23 protein-coding genes are annotated in these 19,492 nt (G+C 51.9%); 14 read left to right on the forward strand and 9 right to left on the reverse strand.

The genetic code is table 11. The annotated features are described in order from the left end of the window. The first annotated feature begins 21 nt into the window (after nt 1-21). The 10 genes from ACMHXH_RS18745 to ACMHXH_RS18790 all read left to right on the forward strand — a co-directional run bounded on the left by ACMHXH_RS18745 (nt 22) and on the right by ACMHXH_RS18790 (nt 8,212). The gene (locus tag ACMHXH_RS18745; protein WP_157823027.1) at nt 22-183 is read left to right on the forward strand and encodes a hypothetical protein; all 162 of its coding nucleotides are present in this window, start codon (nt 22-24) and stop codon (nt 181-183) included. Between the two features lie 58 nt (nt 184-241). Further along, on the forward strand, nt 242-1,279 hold the full coding sequence (gene queA, locus ACMHXH_RS18750) for a tRNA preQ1(34) S-adenosylmethionine ribosyltransferase-isomerase QueA (protein WP_335912026.1): 1,038 nt from the start codon (nt 242-244) through the stop codon (nt 1,277-1,279). A 149-nt stretch (nt 1,280-1,428) separates the two neighbouring features. Next, a complete protein-coding gene (tgt, locus tag ACMHXH_RS18755; protein ID WP_071476480.1) occupies nt 1,429-2,553 on the forward strand; it encodes a tRNA guanosine(34) transglycosylase Tgt in 1,125 nt (374 codons plus the stop codon). Between the two features lie 28 nt (nt 2,554-2,581). Next, nucleotides 2,582-2,914, forward strand: coding sequence for a preprotein translocase subunit YajC (yajC, locus tag ACMHXH_RS18760; protein ID WP_025011473.1), 333 nt, complete (start codon nt 2,582-2,584; stop codon nt 2,912-2,914). Between the two features lie 17 nt (nt 2,915-2,931). Then, nucleotides 2,932-4,782, forward strand: coding sequence for a protein translocase subunit SecD (gene secD, locus ACMHXH_RS18765; RefSeq protein ID WP_039033823.1), 1,851 nt, complete (start codon nt 2,932-2,934; stop codon nt 4,780-4,782). Between the two features lie 11 nt (nt 4,783-4,793). Beyond that, nucleotides 4,794-5,741, forward strand: coding sequence for a protein translocase subunit SecF (gene secF / locus ACMHXH_RS18770; protein WP_039033824.1), 948 nt, complete (start codon nt 4,794-4,796; stop codon nt 5,739-5,741). A gap of 249 nt (nt 5,742-5,990) precedes the next feature. Continuing rightward, nucleotides 5,991-6,308 carry a putative signal transducing protein gene (locus tag ACMHXH_RS18775; RefSeq protein ID WP_039033825.1) on the forward strand — a complete coding sequence of 106 codons (318 nt, stop codon included), beginning with the start codon at nt 5,991-5,993 and terminating at the stop codon, nt 6,306-6,308. Between the two features lie 30 nt (nt 6,309-6,338). Further along, on the forward strand, nt 6,339-6,698 hold the full coding sequence (locus tag ACMHXH_RS18780) for a rhodanese-like domain-containing protein (protein ID WP_039033826.1): 360 nt from the start codon (nt 6,339-6,341) through the stop codon (nt 6,696-6,698). Next, nucleotides 6,698-7,609, forward strand: coding sequence for a bifunctional precorrin-2 dehydrogenase/sirohydrochlorin ferrochelatase (locus ACMHXH_RS18785; protein WP_413738467.1), 912 nt, complete (start codon nt 6,698-6,700; stop codon nt 7,607-7,609). Before ACMHXH_RS18780 ends, ACMHXH_RS18785 begins: the two co-directional genes overlap by 1 nt. Before the next feature lie 54 nt (nt 7,610-7,663). Continuing rightward, a complete protein-coding gene (locus ACMHXH_RS18790) occupies nt 7,664-8,212 on the forward strand; it encodes a YaeQ family protein (RefSeq protein WP_039033828.1) in 549 nt (182 codons plus the stop codon). An 88-nt stretch (nt 8,213-8,300) separates the two neighbouring features. Here the strand turns inward: ACMHXH_RS18790 and ACMHXH_RS18795 are convergent, their stop codons facing one another. The 3 genes from ACMHXH_RS18795 to ACMHXH_RS18805 form a co-directional block, all read right to left on the reverse strand. Then, entirely contained in the window at nt 8,301-9,743 is a 1,443-nt protein-coding gene (locus ACMHXH_RS18795; protein WP_039033829.1) for a carbon starvation protein A, read from the reverse strand. Nucleotides 9,744-9,877: 134 nt separating this feature from the next. Further along, entirely contained in the window at nt 9,878-10,588 is a 711-nt protein-coding gene (btsR, locus tag ACMHXH_RS18800; RefSeq protein ID WP_215774189.1) for a two-component system response regulator BtsR, read from the reverse strand. Further along, nucleotides 10,585-12,261, reverse strand: a complete 1,677-nt coding sequence (locus ACMHXH_RS18805) for a sensor histidine kinase (protein ID WP_234501439.1) — start codon at nt 12,259-12,261, stop codon at nt 10,585-10,587. The genes btsR and ACMHXH_RS18805 overlap by 4 nt, the downstream gene beginning before the upstream one ends. 121 nt (nt 12,262-12,382) lie before the next feature. On the opposite strand from ACMHXH_RS18805, the gene ACMHXH_RS18810 reads away from it, so the two are divergent. Further along, entirely contained in the window at nt 12,383-12,625 is a 243-nt protein-coding gene (locus tag ACMHXH_RS18810; RefSeq protein ID WP_039033832.1) for a YecH family metal-binding protein, read from the forward strand. Here ACMHXH_RS18810 and ACMHXH_RS18815 read toward each other — a convergent pair. From ACMHXH_RS18815 to suhB, 6 genes are all read right to left on the reverse strand, one after another. Beyond that, nucleotides 12,619-12,969, reverse strand: coding sequence for a replication protein RepA (locus ACMHXH_RS18815; protein WP_039033833.1), 351 nt, complete (start codon nt 12,967-12,969; stop codon nt 12,619-12,621). The two genes, ACMHXH_RS18810 and ACMHXH_RS18815, sit on opposite strands and share 7 nt — an antisense overlap. After that, the gene (locus ACMHXH_RS18820; protein ID WP_039033834.1) at nt 12,956-13,624 is read right to left on the reverse strand and encodes an AAA family ATPase; all 669 of its coding nucleotides are present in this window, start codon (nt 13,622-13,624) and stop codon (nt 12,956-12,958) included. The genes ACMHXH_RS18815 and ACMHXH_RS18820 overlap by 14 nt, the downstream gene beginning before the upstream one ends. A 72-nt stretch (nt 13,625-13,696) precedes the next feature. Then, on the reverse strand, nt 13,697-13,999 hold the full coding sequence (locus tag ACMHXH_RS18825) for a PilZ domain-containing protein (RefSeq protein WP_039033835.1): 303 nt from the start codon (nt 13,997-13,999) through the stop codon (nt 13,697-13,699). A 271-nt stretch (nt 14,000-14,270) separates the two neighbouring features. Further along, nucleotides 14,271-14,675 (reverse strand): phosphate-starvation-inducible protein PsiE, encoded by a 405-nt coding sequence (locus ACMHXH_RS18830; RefSeq protein WP_039033836.1) that lies wholly within the window; start codon nt 14,673-14,675, stop codon nt 14,271-14,273. An 85-nt stretch (nt 14,676-14,760) separates the two neighbouring features. Further along, complete coding sequence (locus tag ACMHXH_RS18835; protein ID WP_052248038.1) at nt 14,761-15,927, reverse strand: NnrS family protein; 1,167 nt, start codon at nt 15,925-15,927, stop codon at nt 14,761-14,763. Between the two features lie 331 nt (nt 15,928-16,258). Further along, nucleotides 16,259-17,059, reverse strand: a complete 801-nt coding sequence (gene suhB / locus ACMHXH_RS18840; protein WP_039033837.1) for an inositol-1-monophosphatase — start codon at nt 17,057-17,059, stop codon at nt 16,259-16,261. A 150-nt stretch (nt 17,060-17,209) separates the two neighbouring features. Between suhB and trmJ the strand changes: the two genes are divergently transcribed. The 3 genes from trmJ (at nt 17,210) to iscR (ending at nt 19,433) form a co-directional block, all read left to right on the forward strand. After that, nucleotides 17,210-17,938 carry a tRNA (cytosine(32)/uridine(32)-2'-O)-methyltransferase TrmJ gene (trmJ, locus tag ACMHXH_RS18845; protein ID WP_039033838.1) on the forward strand — a complete coding sequence of 243 codons (729 nt, stop codon included), beginning with the start codon at nt 17,210-17,212 and terminating at the stop codon, nt 17,936-17,938. Nucleotides 17,939-17,952: 14 nt separating this feature from the next. Continuing rightward, nucleotides 17,953-18,774 carry a serine O-acetyltransferase gene (gene cysE, locus ACMHXH_RS18850; RefSeq protein ID WP_039033839.1) on the forward strand — a complete coding sequence of 274 codons (822 nt, stop codon included), beginning with the start codon at nt 17,953-17,955 and terminating at the stop codon, nt 18,772-18,774. Nucleotides 18,775-18,971: 197 nt separating this feature from the next. Beyond that, nucleotides 18,972-19,433, forward strand: a complete 462-nt coding sequence (iscR, locus tag ACMHXH_RS18855; protein ID WP_025011489.1) for a Fe-S cluster assembly transcriptional regulator IscR — start codon at nt 18,972-18,974, stop codon at nt 19,431-19,433. The last annotated feature ends 59 nt before the right edge of the window (nt 19,434-19,492 follow it).

Here is a 19,492-nt window from a genome sequence, read left to right on the forward strand (position 1 = left end):
CGGTGACACAGAGGATCAAGGATGATGTGGGACTGGTTCAATAAACTTATCAACAAAACGCCAAGGCCCCAGAGGCGCAGGGTAGATATAGATATTCCGTTCGAGCAACTCGAATATCGGCGCGAACCCTTCGATGACAACAAGCCCCTTGCCGAAAAGGCAAACGAACCGCTGGAGCCTTGATCTTAACGCCTCAAATCCCTAGACTAGCCGCCGTTTCCAGCTAAGCCGAGGCCCATTCATGCGTGTAGCAGACTTTTCTTTCGATCTTCCAGAGGAACTGATTGCCAAGTTCCCTATGGAGAAACGCAGTGCGTCCAGATTACTCACTCTGGATGGTAACAGCGGGGCTCTTAGCGACTGCCGCTTCACCGAGTTGTTGAACCTGGTTCAACCCGGCGATCTCATGGTATTCAACAATACCCGGGTTATTCCGGCGCGCCTGTTCGGGCAGAAGGCAACCGGCGGTAAGCTGGAAATCCTGGTGGAACGGATGCTGGATGACAAGCGGGTGCTTGCTCATGTGCGTAGTTCAAAGTCGCCGAAGGAAGGCAGTGAAATTTTGCTCGATGGCGGCTTCAAAATGTTGATGCTGGCACGTCACGACGCGCTGTTTGAACTTGAACTGGTATCCGGTCCGAGTGTGCTTGAAGTGCTGGAGCTGGTAGGCCATATGCCGTTGCCGCCTTATATCGACCGTCCCGATGAAGATGCCGACAAAGAGCGCTATCAGACAGTTTATAACCAAACTCCGGGCGCGGTTGCGGCGCCGACGGCCGGTTTGCACTTTGATGACAATATGTTGGCCGAGCTGAAAGCCAAAGGCGTGGATATCGCCTTTGTGACTCTGCATGTTGGTGCCGGTACTTTTCAGCCGGTACGGGTCGACAACATACTGGAACATAAGATGCACTCTGAGTGGGCCGAAGTGCCGGCCGAGGTAGTGGCTAAAATCCATAACACCAAGGCGGCCGGAAAAAGGGTGATCGCGGTGGGCACAACCTCCGTGCGTTCGCTCGAGAGCGCTGCTCGCGCGAGTGAAGGCGAACTGCAGGCCTTCAAAGGGGATACAGATATTTTCATCTATCCCGGATATGAGTTTCAGGTAGTGGATGCCATGGTCACTAATTTCCACCTGCCGGAGTCGACTCTTATTATGTTGGTCAGTGCTTTTGCCGGCTTTGATGAGGTAATGAACGCCTATCGGCACGCGATTGCCGAAAAATACCGCTTTTTCAGTTACGGTGATGCCATGTTTGTGACTAAAAAAGCTCACTGATTACGACTTTTGCTTTAAAATACCCGCCTCAATGAGCGGGTATTTTGTCTTAAGGGTGAACCTTTTGCCTTTTCGACCCTCTGTTGTTTAAACACTGCGGCCCGAGTCCGCGCAATTAAGGTCAGACTGTTTCTCTGACGAGGTAAATCATGAAATTTGAATTGGATACTACTGATGGCCGCGCGCGCCGAGGCCGATTGATTTTTGAACGAGGTACGGTCGAGACTCCGGCCTTTATGCCGGTTGGAACATACGGCACTGTGAAGGGGATGACTCCGGAAGAAGTGCGTGCCACCGGAGCCGATATTCTGCTGGGGAACACTTTCCACCTCTGGCTGCGCCCAGGTGAAGAGATCATGCGTAAGCATGGTGATCTGCACGATTTCATGAACTGGCAACGGCCGATTCTCACCGACTCGGGTGGTTTCCAGGTTTTCAGCCTAGGTGATATCCGCAAGATCACCGAAGAAGGGGTGCATTTCCGCTCGCCCATTAATGGCGAAAAGATTTTCATGGATGCCGAGAAGTCGATGCAGATCCAATATTCGCTCGGCTCGGATGTGGTGATGATTTTTGATGAGTGCACGCCGTATCCTGCCACTCACGACGAAGCCCGCAAGTCGATGCAGATGTCACTGCGCTGGGCAAAACGTTCACGGGACGAGTTCGACCGCCTGGAAAATCCCAACTCACTGTTTGGGATTATTCAGGGCAGTGTCTATGAAGATCTGCGTGATGAAAGCCTCAAGGGCTTGTTGGAAATAGGTTTTGACGGCTATGCCGTCGGCGGCTTGGCTGTAGGGGAACCCAAGGCGGACATGCACAGAGTACTGGAGCATGTTTGCCCGCAGATCCCCACAGACAAGCCTCGTTATTTGATGGGGGTAGGCAAACCGGAGGATCTGGTTGAAGGCGTGCGTCGCGGTATCGACATGTTTGACTGTGTGATGCCAACCCGTAATGCCCGCAACGGCCACTTGTTTGTCACAGAAGGTGTTATCAAGATCCGCAACGCGCGGCATCGTGACGACACATCACCGCTGGATCCGGAATGTGACTGCTATACCTGTAAGAACTACTCACGGGCATATCTGTACCATCTGGACCGCTGTAATGAAATTCTCGGGGCCCGTCTCAATACCATACATAACCTGCGTTACTACCAAAGGTTAATGGAAGGTTTGCGCGGCGCCATTGAGACAGGTACATTAGACGCCTTTGTGAAGGACTTCTATGGTCGTCAAGGCCGTGAAGTACCTGAATTGGTGGATTGATTTTATTTGCTGATAAGAAGAGAAAAATATGTTTATTTCAAATGCTTACGCTAGTGCGGCCGGTGCTCCTCAGTCTGGCGGTACCATGGAATTGGTGTTCATGCTGGTGATCTTCGGTCTGATCTTCTATTTCATGATCTTCCGTCCTCAGTCCAAGCGTGTTAAAGAGCACAAAAATCTGATGGCGTCCCTGGGTAAGGGCGACGAAGTCCTGACCAGTGGTGGCATCATAGGCAAAATCGCCAAGATCAGCGATGAGAATGATTATGTTCTGCTGAGCCTGAACGACAGCACCCAGATCACCATCAAAAAAGATTATATCGCGGCGGTATTGCCAAAAGGCTCTATCCAGTCGCTATAAGCCAAGGGGGCTGAGGCGTGTTAAATAAGTATCCTTTATGGAAGAACCTGATGGTGATCATTATCATCGCCATCGGGGCTTTCTATGCCGTGCCTAACCTTTTTGGTGAGGATCACGCGGTACAAGTGGTGGGCACCCGCGGTGCGGATGTGACTGTCACGACTCAGACACAAGTGAACGACTTGCTGCAAAGCAAGGGGATAGGTGTCAAGCGTTCCGAGTTGGAAAACGGTCAGCTACTCGTCAGAGTCAACAATGCCGAACAGCAGTTGTTGGCCAAAGAAGCGATAGCCGAAGCCTTGGGTGACAAGTTCAGCGTAGCGTTGAACCTGGCACCGGCGACACCGGCCTGGCTCGAGTCTCTCGGTGGTTCACCGATGAAATTGGGTCTTGACCTACGTGGTGGTGTGCACTTCCTGATGGAAGTGGACATGGGCGAAGCCATTCGCAAGATGGAAGAAGCCAAGATCGCCGATTTCCGCAGTCAACTGCGGGAAGAGGGGATCCGCTACTCGGGTGTCAAGGCTACGGCCAAAGGCATTGAGATCAAGTTCCGTGATGCCGAGAATCTGGCTAAAGCCGAGAGTTTCCTGAAGAGTCGCTCCAACGATATGGTGTTCAGCGACGCCAGCGAGGGTAATAACTTTGCCCTGATGGCCACCATGAGCGAAGTCTACCTCAAGCAGGTGAAAGAAGACGCTCTGTCGCAGAACATCACCACTATTCGTAACCGGGTGAACGAACTTGGGGTTGCTGAACCCGTAGTACAACGTCAAGGCGCCGAGCGCATTATCGTTGAACTGCCGGGGGTACAGGATACTGCTCGCGCCAAAGAGATCCTCGGGGCGACCGCTTCCATTGAATTCCATATGGTCGATGAGAAAGCCGACATGAATGCGGCGCAATCGGGCCGGGTGCCACCCGGCTCCGAGGTGTATCCACGTCGTGAAGGGGGTATTGCGGTATTGAAGAAAGAAGTGATGCTGACCGGTGATCATATTACCGGCGCTCAGCCAAGCTTCGATCAATACAGCCGGCCTCAGGTGAGTATCAGCCTGGACGCCAAGGGCGGGAATATCTTCTCCAACGTGACCAAAGACAACATCGGCAAGCCGATGGCGACCTTGTTTATCGAGTATAAGGACAGCGGTAAGCGTAACCCTGATGGCAGCGTGAAGATGGATAAGATCGAGGAAGTCATCTCTGTCGCGACCATTCAAGCCCGCCTCGGCCGTAACTTTGTTATCACGGGTCTGTCTCATGGCGAAGCCCAGAACCTGGCGTTGCTGCTGCGCGCCGGTGCGCTGATTGCACCTGTATCCATAGTGGAAGAACGTACCATAGGCCCAAGCCTGGGTGCCGAAAACATTGAAAACGGGATGCAGGCAATGCTCTGGGGTATGGCTGTGGTATTGATCTTTATGCTGATCTACTACCGTGCCTTTGGTGTTATTGCCAACCTGGCGCTGTGTGCCAACCTGATCATGGTGGTGGGTGTGATGTCGATGATCCCGGGCGCAGTACTGACGCTGCCGGGTATCGCCGGTATGGTGCTGACAGTGGGTATGGCGGTGGATGGTAACGTGCTTATCTACGAGCGTATCCGTGAAGAGCTTCGCGCAGGTCGCAGTGTTCAGCAGGCTATTCATGAAGGTTATGGCAACGCGTTCTCCACCATTGCCGATGCCAACATTACCACCTTCATCACCGCACTTATCCTGTTCGCAGTGGGCAGCGGCGCCATTAAAGGCTTCGCCGTGACCCTGATGATAGGTATCGCGACATCCATGTTTACCGCTATTGTCGGTACCCGGGCGGTTGTAAACGCCATGTGGGGCGGCAAGCGCGTGAAGAAACTGTCGATCTGAGGAAGCTGATTATGTTGCAGATTTTATCAATTAAAGGCTCTATCAACTTCCTGCGTCATGCTCTGCCTATCAGTATTATGTCGGCAGTGTTGGTCGTAGCTTCTCTGACTTCCCTGGCAACCAAGGGGATCAATTGGGGGCTGGATTTTACCGGTGGCACCTCTGTCATCATGGAATTTAGCAAACCCGCTAACCTGGACGAGCTGCGTCTTGCCCTCGATACCGAACCGACCTCGGGTGCCGTGGTGCAAAACTTCGGCTCCAGTCGTGATGTGGTAGTGCGCCTGCAGGTGCGCGAAGACATCAAGAGCGACCTTCAGGTTAAGGAAGTTTTTGCCGCTGCTGCCAAGCAAGACCCGGCAGTGCAGCAAAAGAGCGTAGAATTTGTCGGCCCTCAGGTCGGTAAGGAATTGGCAGAGCAGGGTGGCCTGGCGGTACTGGTTGCGCTGATCTGTATTCTTATCTACGTCTCTTTCCGGTTTGAATGGCGTCTGGCTATGGGTTCGGTCGCCGCATTGGCGCACGACGTGATAGTGACGCTGGGGGTGTTCTCCTTCCTGCAGTTGGAGTTCGACCTGACGGTACTGGCAGGTTTGCTGACCGTGGTGGGGTACTCGCTTAACGATACTATCGTGGTGTTTGACCGTATTCGTGAGAACTTCCTCAAGATGCGTAAGGCAACACCTGTGGAAGTGGTGAATACCTCAATCACCCAGACCATGAGCCGTACCATTATCACTACCGGAACCACGCTTATTACTGTGGTAGCGCTGTTTCTCAAGGGGGGCACCCTGATCCACGGCTTTGCCACGGCATTGCTGATGGGGATTTTGGTGGGTACTTACTCCTCCATCTATGTGGCGAGTTTCCTGGCCATTAAACTTGGGATCAACCGCGAGCATATGATGCCGGTGGAAGTGGAGAAGGAAGGCGCCGATCAGCCTTCCATTATGCCCTGATAAACCGGGTAGAAAATAGCCACCTGCGGGTGGCTTTTTTGTGTCTGAGCATTACGGAGATAGCTCCGAGTTGGAATAAAACCTGAGTTTATGGCTCAAACATGCGCTTTTGTTATCAAAAGGTAAATTCACTTAATGCTGTCACTCGACAGTCCAGGCGTTTATCAGTAGCATGGGCTGCGGATCCTTCCACAGGATCCATTCCTTAATTTCTCTGCCGTGGCAGAGCCTAAAGTTGTAGGAAGAAACATGGAAGAACGAAAAGTCATGGTAGCCGGTGGTAATCTGCTGCAGGCCCATACCTGGAAGGGAATGCTGGAAACCTCAGGATTGAGGGTTGAGCTGCGCGGTGAAGCCTTGCTGGGCGGCGTGGGAGAGTTGCCGGTTGATATGCAAACCGTAGAGCTGTGGGTTCCTGAATCGCAGCGGGAGCAAGCACAATCACAATTGGCTAGTCTCGATGCCGATAGGCCTCAGTGGCAGTGCCTGCAATGTCATGAGTTCAACGACGCCAGTTTTGAACTTTGCTGGCAGTGTAGCGCCGAACGCAGCGAGTGCCATAATTAAGCTATCGATGGCAGGGCCCGGAGGTGACAAATGACAAATAGCCTTGATTTTACGGCCTTGGTTGAACAGGCCAGGGATCTGGTTCGAGAGTTAAGCATAGAAGAGTATCAGCATGATGATCGCTGGCAGCTCATTGATGTACGAGAAGATCATGAGTGGCTAAAAGATCGCCTGCCGCTGGCCAAGCATCTGTCCCGAGGCATACTGGAGCGGGATATTGGTAAGCGATTCCCGGACAAGTCAGCGGCGCTGCTACTCTACAGCGCCGGTGGGCAACGCGCTATACTGGCGGCATTGAGTTTGCAACGCTTGGGGTACCGGAATGTGGCTGCCCTTGACGGTGGTTATCGCGCCTGGTGTGCCCACGAACTGCCTTTGGTACAGGATTAATGCAGTATTTTCCTCTTTTTGTTGACACCTCACGCATAAGAGTGCTGTTGGTCGGTGGTGGTGAAGTGGCCAGCCGTAAACTGGATCTTTTGGCCAGAACTCAAGCTGAAATTCACCTTGTGGCGCCCAAGGTGAACGCCGAGGTGGAAGCCTATGCCGCCAGCGGACGGATTTGGCTGTCTCGCCGGGGCGTGGAAGAGCGGGATCTTGCCGAGCGAGAGCTGGTTTATCTGGCTACAGCTGATAGTAATCTAAACCAAACCCTGGCGGCCAAGGCACGCGAGCTTGGTGCATGGGTCAATGTGGTTGATACCCCATCCGAGTGTGATTTTATCACGCCCTCCATCGTTGATAGAGGACGGCTGGTAATGGCCATCAGTACCGCCGGTGCCGCGCCTGTGTTTGCGAGAGACTTGAGAGCTAAACTTGAAACTCTGCTGCCGCCAAGCCTTAGCTCTTTGCTGGATTTTATTGCCGATCACAGAGAGGAAGTGCAGCAGCGCTTGCCTTCGGTGGATGCCAGGCGGCGCTTCTGGGAGCATTTTTTTAAGCTCAATGGTGACAGGTTTGATGCCAGCACCCGGGAGAATTTTGAGCTGAGTTTTGTCTCAGGCGAGGTGCAGGGAGAGTTATTGCTGCTGGCAGATGATTGCCATCTGCAGTTGTTGCCGCTGGCCGCGATGCCGATGCTGCAGCGGATAGACAGCCTGATAACAGATGGCGCCCCAACGGCTGAGTTACTGGAGCTTATCCGCCGGGACGCGTCACGCACAGCCCCCATGGCCGACAGTGCCCTGTTGGCATCCTATCAAGCCGGCATGCGGATGCTGCGTCTGGCCGACGCAAACGAAGTCGCCAGGCTCAAAGCGGCGTTCCCATTCGCCAAACATTTGCGCCCCGGCGCTATTTAAACCCTTTATTTCCTTATTGAGGCTGCATCTGCCTCCTATCACAGAGAAGTTATCATGGCCTTGAAGGCGAGTATTTTTAAAGTTCAGCTCAGTATTGCTGATATGGACCGGCATTATTATCAGGATCATCAGCTGACCATTGCCCAACATCCGTCGGAAACCGACGAGCGTATGATGGTGCGTTTGTTGGCTTTTGCGCTCAACGCTTCTGACAGTTTGGCCTTCAGCAAGGGTTTATGTGTTGATGATGAACCCGAACTTTGGGATCGCGAGCTTAACGGTGATATTCGTTTGTGGGTCGAGTTTGGCCAGAGCGATGAAAAATGGCTGCGCAAGGCTAGCGGCCGTGCCGACGAAGTGCAGCTGTTTGCTTATGGTGGCCGCAGCGTGCCGGTATGGTGGCAACAGAATCAACATGCCTTTAACCGTTATGCCAACCTTAAGGTGTGGGAGATACCCGAAGAGCAGGTGAAGGAGATGGCGCAGTTGGTCAGCCGTTCAATGAAACTGGGCTGCAATATCAGCGACGGGATTATTTATCTGAGCAGCGACAGTGCCAGCGTGATGGTAGAACCTAAAGTGTTGAAGCCCTTGGCATTGTGATTGGCTCGGTTGCTGCGAATCGTTTTACATAACAAGAGCCGCCTCAAAAGGGCGGCTCTTGGTTTATGCAACGTTTTACCTCCAGAGCTTAACCTTCTTCTGGGAGTATTTCATCGACCTCGTTGCGGCCCTTGGTCTTTATTATCACCAGGGCGGTTATCAGCAGAGTCACCACTATGCCGCTGATGGTGGATACTGTCATTGGCAGACCTGCGCCCAGGGTACTGGAGTTGAGCAGGAAGCTTATCACCACTGTGGTCATAAACATCGCCGGAATGGTACAGATCCAGTGCAGCTTGTTGTGGCGTAGCAGGTAGGCTGAAGCTGTCCATAGCATCATCACTGCAGTGGCTTGGTTGGCGACCCCGAAGTAGCGCCAAATGACACCGAAGTCCACTTGGGTCAGTATGGCCCCTATGATGAACAGCGGAATTGCCAACATCAGTCGCTTGGGCATCTCAGTCTGAGGCATATTGAAGTACTCAGATAAGATCAGCCGGGCGGAGCGGAAGGCGGTATCGCCGGAGGTGATAGGCAGAATGATTACCCCAAGCACCGCCATGAAGCCACCGACTGCACCGAGAAGGCCGGTTGAGGCGCTGTAAACCACGTTGGCAGGGTTGCCGTCCATGCCGGCTTTCAGTCCCTCGACACCGTCGAAGAAAGACAGAGCCACGGCACACCAGATAAGGGCAATGATACCTTCGCCTATCATGGCACCGTAGAACACGAAGCGGCCATTGGATTCATTTTCAACACAGCGTGCCATCAGTGGGGACTGCGTCGCATGGAAACCTGACACGGCACCACAGGCGATGGTGATGAAGAGCGCTGGCCACAACGGGGCATTGTCAGGGTTCAGGTTCTGCAGAAAGTCACCGGCTTCAAAGCCCGGCAACAGAGTATGTTCACTGGATAGGATTATGGCTATGGTCAAACCGATAGACATGAACAGCAGTAAGGCGCCGAAGAAGGGATAGAGGCGACCTATAATTTTGTCTACCGGCACTATGGTGGCAATCAGGTAGTAAACGAAGATAATGCCGACAAACAGACCGACGCTGCCGCCGGTAAGCTTACCGAGCAAGCCGGCAGGAGCCGAGATAAATACCACACCTACCAACAACAGCAGTATGATGGCGAAGATGTTCATAAAGTTCTTGGCGCCTTTACCAAGGTACTTACCCGCCAGGTTAGGCACTGACTGACCGCCGTTACGTACCGACAGCATGCCGGAGAAGTAGTCGTGCACCGCACCGGCAAAGATACAGCCGATAACAATCCACAACATGGCCGCCGGGCCGTATAGCGCCCCCAGAATAGGACCGAAAATAGGCCCCACGCCGGCAATATTTAACAATTGGATAAGGTAGACCTTGCCCTTGGACATGGGCACATAGTCAACACCGTCTGTTTGGGCGTAGGCGGGTGTTTGTCTTTTATTGTTGATCCCGAATATTTTTTCTACAAAAGTACCGTAGATGAAGTAGCCGCCAATCAATAGACCGACACACAGCAAAAACCACATCATAGTTGTAATCTCCCCGATTTGAGTTGACGCAATTGTAAACACTTTGGTTACAAGGCCCAGCGGGAACTGGGTCAGCGGTCAAAAGTCGGGGGTGAGCGGTTATCTAGGCCGCTGAGCGGTTGTTAGCTTGTGCTTTACTGATAACCAAACAGCTGCTTCAGTGGCTTGAGAAAGCGCCTAGATACCGGGATCTTGGCGCCGCTGCGAGTGGTGACTTCGGCGCCTGTTTCCAGCAGTTCTATTTCGGCAATGGCCTTGGGGGCCACCAGATACTGGCGATGACATCTGAGCAGCGGGGTTTTTTCTTCCAGCAGTTTCAGTGTTAACTGGGTATGAACCTTTTCTCTGGCGGTCGCAACATGCACTCCACTGAGATCGCTGAAGACAAACTCTACCTCAGTGACCGGGATCACCTTGAGACGGTTGCCGCTGAAACAAGGAAGGTGTTCCAGTTGTTGCGGTGCTATGGCTGACAGCGACTGAGGTCTGAGATCCCGGCGCAGCTTATCCAGGGTCTGACTGAGGCGCTTCTCATCCAAGGGTTTGAGCAGATAGTCGAAGGCATGGTTATCGAAGGCCTTGACGGCAAATTCATCGTAGGCAGTAACAAATACCACTCTGGGCATATTGTCGGGATCCAGCATGGCGATAAGCTCCATGCCACTGATCCTCGGCATTTGAATATCCAGGAACAGTAACTGAGGCTTGAGCTTGGCTATCGCCTGCATGGCCTCAATGGCGTTGCCACATTGACCGAGAATTTCAATGTCGCCGGCCTGAAGCAGCAGCTCGGCCAACTCTTCGCGGGCAAAAGGTTCGTCATCGACAATAAGACAAGTGATCATAGGGCTGTTTCCGTTATAGGTAGATGTATGCTGACTCTAGTGTAACTGTCACGTTGGTATTCGACACTCACGCCATAATCGGGGCCGAAGAGATTTTGTATTCTTTTATGCACCAGATTCATCCCCAGGCCATCGGATTCTTCGGCGGGTTGATAAAGCCCGGCATTGTCGGTGACTTCCAGTATGAGTCTGTCATCTGTGCGGCGGCCTTCTACCTGAATACGGCCAGTGTCTATCAGATGCGAAGTGCCATGTTTGACAGCATTTTCTATGATGGGCTGCAGGGTAAAGGCCGGTACTCTGATGGTCAGCAGAGATTCGGGTATGGCGATATCCACCTCGAGCTTATCAATGAAGCGGGCTTTTTCTATGGTGAGATAGGCTTCGATATGCTCGAGTTCATCTCCCAGGGTCACCAGGCCGGCAGTACGCTTGAGGTTAATCCGTAAAAACTGACTCAGCTGTTGTAGCAAGGTTCTGGCCATGGGCGGATCGCGACGTATGATGGCACCTATGGTATTAAGCGCGTTGAACAGAAAATGTGGGTTAACCTGAGCCTGCAACAGTTTGAGTTCCGCCTGGGTGAGCAGGTTTTGTTGCTGCTCGAAACGGCCGTAGAGAATCTGGTTCGACAGCAGGCGGGCGATCCCTTCTCCCAAGGTGCGGTTGATGTTGAGAAACAGCTTATTCTTGGGTTCATACAGTTTAATGGTGCCTATGACCTCGTTGTCACTGCGAAGTGGGATCACCAAACTGGAACCCAGTTTACAGTTGGGGGAAATGGAACAGGCATAGGGAACTTCCACCCCATCGGCAAACATAACCTTGTTCTGGTGTATGGCATCCAGGGTTATTTGGGACGATATCAAGGTGCCGGGCAAGTGGTGGTCGGCACCTATGCCGATAAAGGCCAGGAGTTTTTCCCTGTCCGTGATGGCCACTGCGCCGACATTGGTTTCCTCTATGACTATCTTGGCAACCTGAGTACTGGTTTCCTCGTTGAAGCCGGAGCTCAAGAGCCCCACGCTGCGCTCGGCAATTTTCAGCGCCTTGGTGGAAAAGCTGGAGGAGAGCTTATCGAACATGGTTTTTTGATCCCGTACCATGCTCATAAACAGGGCCGCACCTATGGAGTTGACCAGCAACATGGGCGGAGCTATTTGACGCACCAGCCCCCAAGCTTCATCAAAGGGTTCAGCCAGCAGCAAGATAATGCTCATCTGCATCATCTCGGCATAAAAGGTGATAAGACACACCAGAATGGGATTGAATACCAACTCGGCCTTGCCTTGACGGCGCAGATAATAGCTGATCATCCCGGCCGATAAACCTTCCAAGGTAGTGGAAACCGCGCAGGCCAGATCGGTGAATCCACCGAGACTGTATCTGTGTAAGCCGCCGGTCAAGCCGACCAGCAAACCCGTAGTCGGGCCACCGAGCAGACCACCGAGTACTGCACCCATGGCGCGGGTATTGGCGATAGCGCCATGGGTTTGCTCACCGAAATAGGTTGCCATGATGCAAAAGCCGGAAAACACCAGATAGAGAAAGATCTTATGGGGCAGGCGGGTCGATGCTTCGGTAAACAACTTGAACAAAGGGGTCTTGCTGACCAGATAAACGATCACCAAATACAGGCTCATCTGCTGTGTCAGCAATAGAATAAGGGACATGACAACTCCTCTTGCACAAGCAAACAACCGCCATAACGACAAACAAGTTGCGTTAAATCAGGGAATACTGCAGCAAAATCCGTTAAAAATCGACTGCGACTCATAGTTTTGTGGAGGATACATGAATTCGTCGGTACATGGCCATCAGGTGTTGCAGTTGTTGCTGGAACAAACCGCTCCCATTAAACGGGACAATCTCAAGGCATTGATGCAGGAGCGTTTCGGTAGAGACGCCCGCTATCATACCTGCAGCGCCGAGGGAATGGACGCAGAGGCTTTGCTCAACTTTCTGGCCGCCAAGGGTAAATTTATCGAATCATCTCAGGGGCTGAGCACCCTTGAGAGCAAAATTTGTCGTCACTGAGTTTCATTCGCCTGATCTTTGGCAATCATTTCGGCTTGGGCTTTGTCGCTCAGACTGTGAAAGTTACGAATGAAGATCCGCAGCAGTTTGGACTTGGCAATACCAGTCTTGCGGGCAATGTTGTCCAGTTGACTAATGCTGGCTTCAGTCAGGGTAAAAGTGGCATGGCGATAGAGACGGGTTGATTTTTTATCCAGTCCCGTTCGTGATTTGGCCAAAGAGCTCCCGCCTAAGCGACTGGGTTTTCCATGGGCGTAGTTATTGGCATCTTCGATGAAATCGTCGACAGAGACCTTTTTGGCCTTGGGTTTGATCTTGTGACGTTTGAGATCAGTTAAGCTCATAAGAGTTTTCCGGCGGGATGGATAACAGCTCGTCGGCAATATTGCGTATCTCCTCGGCGGCTTTTCCATCGGGCTCAATTTCGATGACCGAAGAGCCTTTTTCTTCACTGTCATCATAGATATTGCGGCTAAAAGTGACCGAGTCCAGCGCCCTCAGACCGAACGATTTTACTACATCTTTCGCTTCCAGAATGCGTTTGAACTGTGAAGGCAGCGCCGGACATTGAGTCAACACTATTGTTGCCACCATCTTGGGGTTGACCATCTTACAGGTGCTGAGCATATCTTCCATATGGGGCAAGGTTTTTAAATCACGCCGCTTGGGTCTCAAAGGGATCACCACATAACTGGCCACCGACATGGCGGCCCGCATTGCCAGGTTATCCTGGCCACCGCAGTCGACTATCACATAGTCGAAGCGTTCATCCAGGCTCAGGAGATCGTTACGGATCTTGCCGTAGAGCTGAATACAGTTGATCGCAGGCAGGGAAGGGTCATTGTTGCGGGCCTGGATCCAGTCGGATGTGGTGCGCTGGGGGTCACAGTCGACCATTAACACGTTGGCCCGATATTTCTGGGTAATGTGTACAGCCAGATTTTGGGCCAGACAGCTCTTGCCACTGCCCCCTTTCTCTCCGCCTACGAGCAGTATCATGGATTTTCTCCCCGTGTCCTTGGTACTTAAGTTGATGTAAAGTATAGAACACCCCGGATACTACGTCGGGGTCTAGATAAGTTGCATGGCGATGTGAAAACGCTTTGGGTTGATCTCGCTGCAACGGCACACCTGTCCCTTGATGGTATTTTGTGAATCGGTTCCTGCATGGAAGGTTACAGATACCAGTTCTCCCAAGGTAAAGGGCTGATGGTATTCAAACAGAACTCCCCGTCTGGACAGATCGATACAGATGCCATCGTCATTGAGTTCATCACCCGCTTTATTTATCCAATGAAGCCTGATCCGCTCCGCCTCCAGATCGACCCGCAATGATCTGCGTCTTTCGATAAAGTCATCCAGATTTTCATCCATGGCAGTCCCCTTAAGTTCAATGGATAGTAGGCCGTTATCCCATATTTACTAGGTTTGAGTCTCTCGAGGCTGTGGATGCGGAAACGGCTCTGGACATGTGTCCTGACAACTCTGATTTAGCGTATTTGCACCATACATTTTCATTATCGATGTGAGAATCAAACCCTATGTGAAATGGGGTAAGTGTTTTAAAAATAGCATAGATTTGTCGATAGCTAGGGTCAGTTCTAAAGAGCAGATAAAAAAGAACCCGGCGTCTGCCGGGTTCCAGTTAGTTGTCATACTCTTGATTCTTGGGGTAGGGCATTTTTAACTGTCCCCAGCGGATCACTATCACGGTTGCGGCAAGTACCAAGGTTGAGATTGAAATGGCCACTATGCGCCAATCTTCCATCGATTTCATGTCCAGGATGAGATAACGGGCCAAAGCTACTATTGCGATATAGAGTGGCATACGAACAGGTAACTTGCCGGATTCGGCATAATTGGCCACCATAGCCAGCACTTCCAGATAAATAAATAGCAGCAGCAGATCGGCAAGGGCCACAGCGCCCATTTTGAAGATATGCACTATCTCCTGGCCAATGGCGACGACTGTGGCAATGGCAATAACAAACAAGACCAGATGTTCGACGGCTTTAAGGCTCTTAGAGCCGTATTGGCGATACAGTTCCATGAAAACTCCCTGAAATCATTTCCTAAATAGTATCAGTAAATTTCCAGTTCGCCGCGAAATCTGTGTGATAGCTTTCACAGAACCTTTAACCGGGGCGGCCATCCAACCTCGCTCGGCAAAGAATTGGCGCGTAAAGCACTATAAAAGTGGTAAATGCCAATAGCCAGCAGAGAATCGCGCCCATAAGTAAGATTTGACTTAGCTGAGGCACAATGGCTGCCGCGACCCTCAAGGCTGCAGCCAGTAACATTAAGCCAAAGGCGGGGATCATAGGCCAGGCAATCTGCAATGGTCTGCCGGAATGCCCCAGAGATACCCTTGCCATCATAGCCAAGATCATTCCACCCATACCGCCAACGGTCAGAGCATGAAACCCCAACATCATCTGGCCGCTGACACCAATAATCAGCAGTCCTATCGGAATACACAGGTAACTTAAATGCAGTGACCATAGCAGTGGTACCTTGAGGCTGGCATGCCAGCCCCAGCGTGCCCAGCGCAACAACAGTACTGTGCCAGCCAGCAAGGCCAATGTTTGTGTCAACCAGGAATAGGGTAAAAACAAGCTGATCAGCATGAGAATCAAAGAAGCGAAGCTAAGTGCCTCGAGTACAGGGCTTGGCGCCCCGCGCTTGAAATCTGTGGCGCGTTCGGTAAAGAAGGGGATCACCCTGCCGCCGAGCAGGGCCACCAGAATAACGATCAACAACGCCGCGGCCTGCAGTGCCTTTTGTGCCAACCCTGGCTGTTCAAGGCCGAGATAAGAGAGGACGTTGGCGCCGAAGAGCAACAGCAGCAGCGGCACAAACACCAGGTTACGCCACTGTTTGACTCGAATAACGGCTAAACCGAGTAGTAGCGCCGTGATCGGGAAGAAGGCCAGATCCAGCAGCATGACCCAGGTAAAAGGAATTGTGTCGGCATCGAGCAAGAGTAGTCTGGGAGCCAGCCATAGACACCAGAGCAGCAGTAAAGGCCAGCCTCTTATGCCGGGGATCCCTGTCCAGTTTTGAACTGCTGTTAACAAAAAGCCCGCGATAACAGCGCCGGTGAAACCGAATAACATTTCGTGACCATGCCACCACAGGGGATTGGCGTGGAACGTCAGTTGGGTTTGACCACTGAGCAAGGCTCCCCAAAGCAAGAGCGACAACAAGCCGAACAGGCTGGCACCGAGAAAAAAAGGCCTGAAGCCCAAACGAAAGAGCGCCAGTGGAAACTGCTTGTTGGCCGGTTCATCGATGTTGAGGATGCTGCCTCGGATGTTGCGAGTGCCGGATTTGCTCATAGTCTTGCCTCAAATACCCAAACAAAATACTCGGGTATTTTAAGGTGTAATGTAAATGCATGTAAATACATCCAAAGAGTTATCTGCTTGAAGGGTAGGGGGAAGATACTCATCCTTGGTTATTTCGGCTTGGCTCGTCCAACGCCTTATTGATTAATCCCGGTTTGAGCAAATCTTGATTCCATCAAGCAAGGGGCGAATGGACTGAGGTTGGCTTCACTTTCGCGGCACCCAGGTATAAAAAAACCGCCATAAGGCGGTTTTCTCTATTTAATTAAGCACCTTGCTTAATAACTTACTTCAGAGCGTCGCTCAACAGAGGACGGAAGCGTTTGACCAGCAGGCTGGTGGCTTTAGGCGCACCGGCAACTATGTGGCCGGAGAGCAGGTAGTTGTGACCGCCACTGAAGTCGGTAACTGTACCACCGGCTTCACGAACAATCAGATCGCCGGCGGCGATATCCCAAGGCTTGAGGCCCAGTTCGAAGAAGGCGTCTACACGACCGGCGGCTACATAAGCCAGATCCAGAGCGGCAGAGCCGGCGCGGCGTAAGTCGGCACTCAGAGAGAAAGCTTCGCCAAACAGTTTCATATAAGTTTCGGTGTGCTGACGGGCCTTGAAAGGGAATCCAGTGGCAACCAGGCTTCCACCCAGATCGTTGACATTGTTTACTCGCAGACGGAAATCATTCAGCTTGGCCCCTTTACCGCGGACGGCGCTAAACAGTTCGTCGCGAACGGGATCATAAACAACGGCAACTTCAGTTTTGCCCTTGTACTGCATGGCGATAGAAACGGCGAAGTGAGGTACACCATTAACAAAGTTATTGGTGCCGTCCAGAGGATCAACAATCCACAGATAATCTTGGTTGGTGCCGCGGTTTTCGCCATTTTCCTCACCCACTATGCTGTGGTCTGGATAGGACTTGCGGATCTGATAGATAATTGCTGCTTCTGCTTCCTTGTCTACACTGGTCACAAAATCGTTGACACCTTTGGCATCGACTTCAATACGGTCGAGTTCGGTGTAGGCACGCATAATAGTTTGGCCCGCAGCGCGAGCAGCGCGCACGGCAATAGTCAGCATCGGATGCATTGCAATCCCCTGGATGTTAAAGAACGGACAAAAATTCGGCGCAGATTATACCCTAGTTGACGCCGATATCAAATGGCGATTTTTCTATAAGCAAAAAAATATGCCTGTGGTACCATCCGCCTCCTGATTTTTTATTTTTGAAGTTGTTCCATGCTCTCCAATATTCGTGTCGTCCTGGTAGGTACCACGCATCCCGGCAATATAGGTTCTGTGGCCAGGGCCATGAAAACAATGGGATTATCCAACCTTTATCTAGCGGAGCCAAAAGCTGAACCAGACGGTCAGTCCATAGCGCTTGCCGCCGGCGCCTCTGATATTCTCAAACATCTGGTCAAAGTCGACAGCCTGGAAGAGGCAATTAAAGACTGCAGTCTGGTGATTGCCACCAGTGCCCGCAGTCGCACACTCGACTGGCCCGTGCTTGAACCCCGTGAGGCGGGCAGCAAATTGGCGCTTGAAAGTTGCCAGGGGCCTGTCGCTATTGTCTTTGGCCGTGAAAGCCATGGCTTGAGCAACGAAGAGTTGCAAAAATGCCACTATCATGTGTGTATCCCCGCCAACCCGGAATACAGCTCACTCAACCTGGCTCAGGCGGTGCAGCTTATCTGCTATGAAACGCGGGTGGCCTGGTTGGAGAAACATCAACAAGCCGAGCAGGAGCTGGTCGAGTATCCCAGCAGTGAAGATCATGAGCGCTTTTTTGAACATCTGGAACGGACACTGCAAAAAACCGGCTTTATCATTAAGAATCATCCGGGACAGGTGATGATTAAGCTGAGGCGCCTGTTTACCCGGGCCAGAATCGAAACGCAGGAGATGAATATACTGCGCGGGATCCTGACATCGGTAGAAAAAAAGGTCGACAGTAAAGAAGAGTAATCCGAGGAATCAAGATGGGTGTGATAGCCAGACTGAAAGAGGACATAGGATCCATTTATCACAGGGATCCTGCGGCGCGGGGCACATTGGAGATATTGCTCAACTATCCGGGAATGCAGGCCATTTGGCTGCATCGTATCAGCCATAAACTGTGGAAGGCCAATTGGTGTTTTCTGGCGCGCTGTCTGTCTACTTTTTCCCGTTGGCTTACCGGGGTGGAAATACACCCGGGCGCAACCATAGGTAGGCGATTTTTTATTGACCATGGCATGGGAGTCGTGATTGGCGAAACAGCCGAAATTGGTGATGACTGCACTCTTTATCACGGGGTGACTCTGGGGGGCACCACCTGGCAAGCCGGCAAACGTCATCCGACCTTGGGCAATAACGTGGTTATAGGCGCAGGAGCCAAGGTGCTTGGCCCCATTACTATGCATGATGGGGCTCGTGTTGGTTCCAACTCTGTGGTGGTTAAAGATGTGCCCAAGGACACTACCGTTGTGGGCATTCCTGGCCGGGCCGTCACTGTTGCATCGGCTCAATCCAAGGAAACCAGTGCCCGCCGCAGTGCCATGGCCAAGAAGTACGGTTTTGATGCCTACGCCGTTTCTCCCGATAATCCAGACCCTGTTGCCAATGCCATAGGCCAGATGCTGGATCATATGCATTTGATGGACTCCAAAGTACAGGAAGTTTGTCAGGCGGTTCAGAAAATGGGCGGTAGTGTCTGTACTGAACGTCTGCCCGAATTGGATGTGGGCGAGTTCAGTGATGCCGAAACTGCTGCGGCACAAAAGCGTCAACAGTCAATGGATGAGTTTGATCCCATTATCTGATACTCGATGACCATTTTATCGGCTTTTGCCATTGAATAATCGTGGCGAAAAAGGTTAAATACCCCACCAAGCAGACAGGGTATTCAACCTGATTTATGAACCACAATACCCGAGTAAACAAGTAGGATTTATACTTGACTAAATTGCTCGGGTATGTTGAAATTCCCACATACCTGTTTGGGAGCCGTGGTCGTTTTATGAAACTTACATCTAAGGGTCGCTACGCAGTGACAGCCATGCTGGACGTGGCCATACATTCGGCGCAGGGGCCGGTACCGCTGGCAGATATTTCCGAGCGCCAGGGGATTTCCCTTTCTTATCTAGAACAACTCTTTGCCAAACTGAGAAAGCAGGGCTTGGTTGCCAGTGTGCGCGGTCCCGGTGGTGGTTATCGCCTCGGACTGGAAGCCAATGACATCTCGGTGGGCATGGTGGTACATGCGGTAGATGAATCTGTCGATGCCACCCGCTGTCAAGGCCAGGGGAATTGCCAAAGTGGTACCCGCTGTCTGACACATTCGCTCTGGGGTGACCTGAGCAAACAGATTTCTGACTTTTTAAATGGCATCAGCCTTGCTGCACTGATGCAGAAACGAGATGTACAGTTTATCTCGGTAAAGCAAGACAAGATGCAGCAGGAGCAGAGAGTCAGCGCTTGAGCTGATCCTCTGTTGGATATAAAAACGAATAATGTACGTTGTATGTAGCCTCGGCCGAG

The organism is Shewanella sp. BJSY2023SW001, from assembly GCF_047314685.1.
Classification (GTDB): domain Bacteria; phylum Pseudomonadota; class Gammaproteobacteria; order Enterobacterales; family Shewanellaceae; genus Shewanella; species Shewanella indica.

Bases quoted from the DNA above. Each gene is read 5' to 3' on its own strand.
- ACMHXH_RS18805 (WP_234501439.1), bottom strand. From the start codon at position 12,261: ATGTCCCTTATTCTATTGCTGACACAGCAGATGAGCCTGTATTTGGTG.
- ACMHXH_RS18795 (WP_039033829.1), bottom strand. From the start codon at position 9,743: ATGATGTGGTTTTTGCTGTGTGTCGGTCTATTGATTGGCGGCTACTTC.
- ACMHXH_RS18785 (WP_413738467.1), top strand. From the start codon at position 6,698: ATGCAGTATTTTCCTCTTTTTGTTGACACCTCACGCATAAGAGTGCTG.
- secF (WP_039033824.1), top strand. From the start codon at position 4,794: ATGTTGCAGATTTTATCAATTAAAGGCTCTATCAACTTCCTGCGTCAT.
- tgt (WP_071476480.1), top strand. From the start codon at position 1,429: ATGAAATTTGAATTGGATACTACTGATGGCCGCGCGCGCCGAGGCCGA.
- iscR (WP_025011489.1), top strand. From the start codon at position 18,972: ATGAAACTTACATCTAAGGGTCGCTACGCAGTGACAGCCATGCTGGAC.
- btsR (WP_215774189.1), bottom strand. From the start codon at position 10,588: ATGATCACTTGTCTTATTGTCGATGACGAACCTTTTGCCCGCGAAGAG.
- ACMHXH_RS18815 (WP_039033833.1), bottom strand. From the start codon at position 12,969: ATGAGCTTAACTGATCTCAAACGTCACAAGATCAAACCCAAGGCCAAA.
- cysE (WP_039033839.1), top strand. From the start codon at position 17,953: ATGGGTGTGATAGCCAGACTGAAAGAGGACATAGGATCCATTTATCAC.
- ACMHXH_RS18810 (WP_039033832.1), top strand. From the start codon at position 12,383: ATGAATTCGTCGGTACATGGCCATCAGGTGTTGCAGTTGTTGCTGGAA.
- ACMHXH_RS18790 (WP_039033828.1), top strand. From the start codon at position 7,664: ATGGCCTTGAAGGCGAGTATTTTTAAAGTTCAGCTCAGTATTGCTGAT.
- yajC (WP_025011473.1), top strand. From the start codon at position 2,582: ATGTTTATTTCAAATGCTTACGCTAGTGCGGCCGGTGCTCCTCAGTCT.
- queA (WP_335912026.1), top strand. From the start codon at position 242: ATGCGTGTAGCAGACTTTTCTTTCGATCTTCCAGAGGAACTGATTGCC.
- ACMHXH_RS18745 (WP_157823027.1), top strand. From the start codon at position 22: ATGATGTGGGACTGGTTCAATAAACTTATCAACAAAACGCCAAGGCCC.
- ACMHXH_RS18820 (WP_039033834.1), bottom strand. From the start codon at position 13,624: ATGATACTGCTCGTAGGCGGAGAGAAAGGGGGCAGTGGCAAGAGCTGT.
- ACMHXH_RS18830 (WP_039033836.1), bottom strand. From the start codon at position 14,675: ATGGAACTGTATCGCCAATACGGCTCTAAGAGCCTTAAAGCCGTCGAA.
- suhB (WP_039033837.1), bottom strand. From the start codon at position 17,059: ATGCATCCGATGCTGACTATTGCCGTGCGCGCTGCTCGCGCTGCGGGC.
- trmJ (WP_039033838.1), top strand. From the start codon at position 17,210: ATGCTCTCCAATATTCGTGTCGTCCTGGTAGGTACCACGCATCCCGGC.
- ACMHXH_RS18780 (WP_039033826.1), top strand. From the start codon at position 6,339: ATGACAAATAGCCTTGATTTTACGGCCTTGGTTGAACAGGCCAGGGAT.
- ACMHXH_RS18775 (WP_039033825.1), top strand. From the start codon at position 5,991: ATGGAAGAACGAAAAGTCATGGTAGCCGGTGGTAATCTGCTGCAGGCC.
- ACMHXH_RS18825 (WP_039033835.1), bottom strand. From the start codon at position 13,999: ATGGATGAAAATCTGGATGACTTTATCGAAAGACGCAGATCATTGCGG.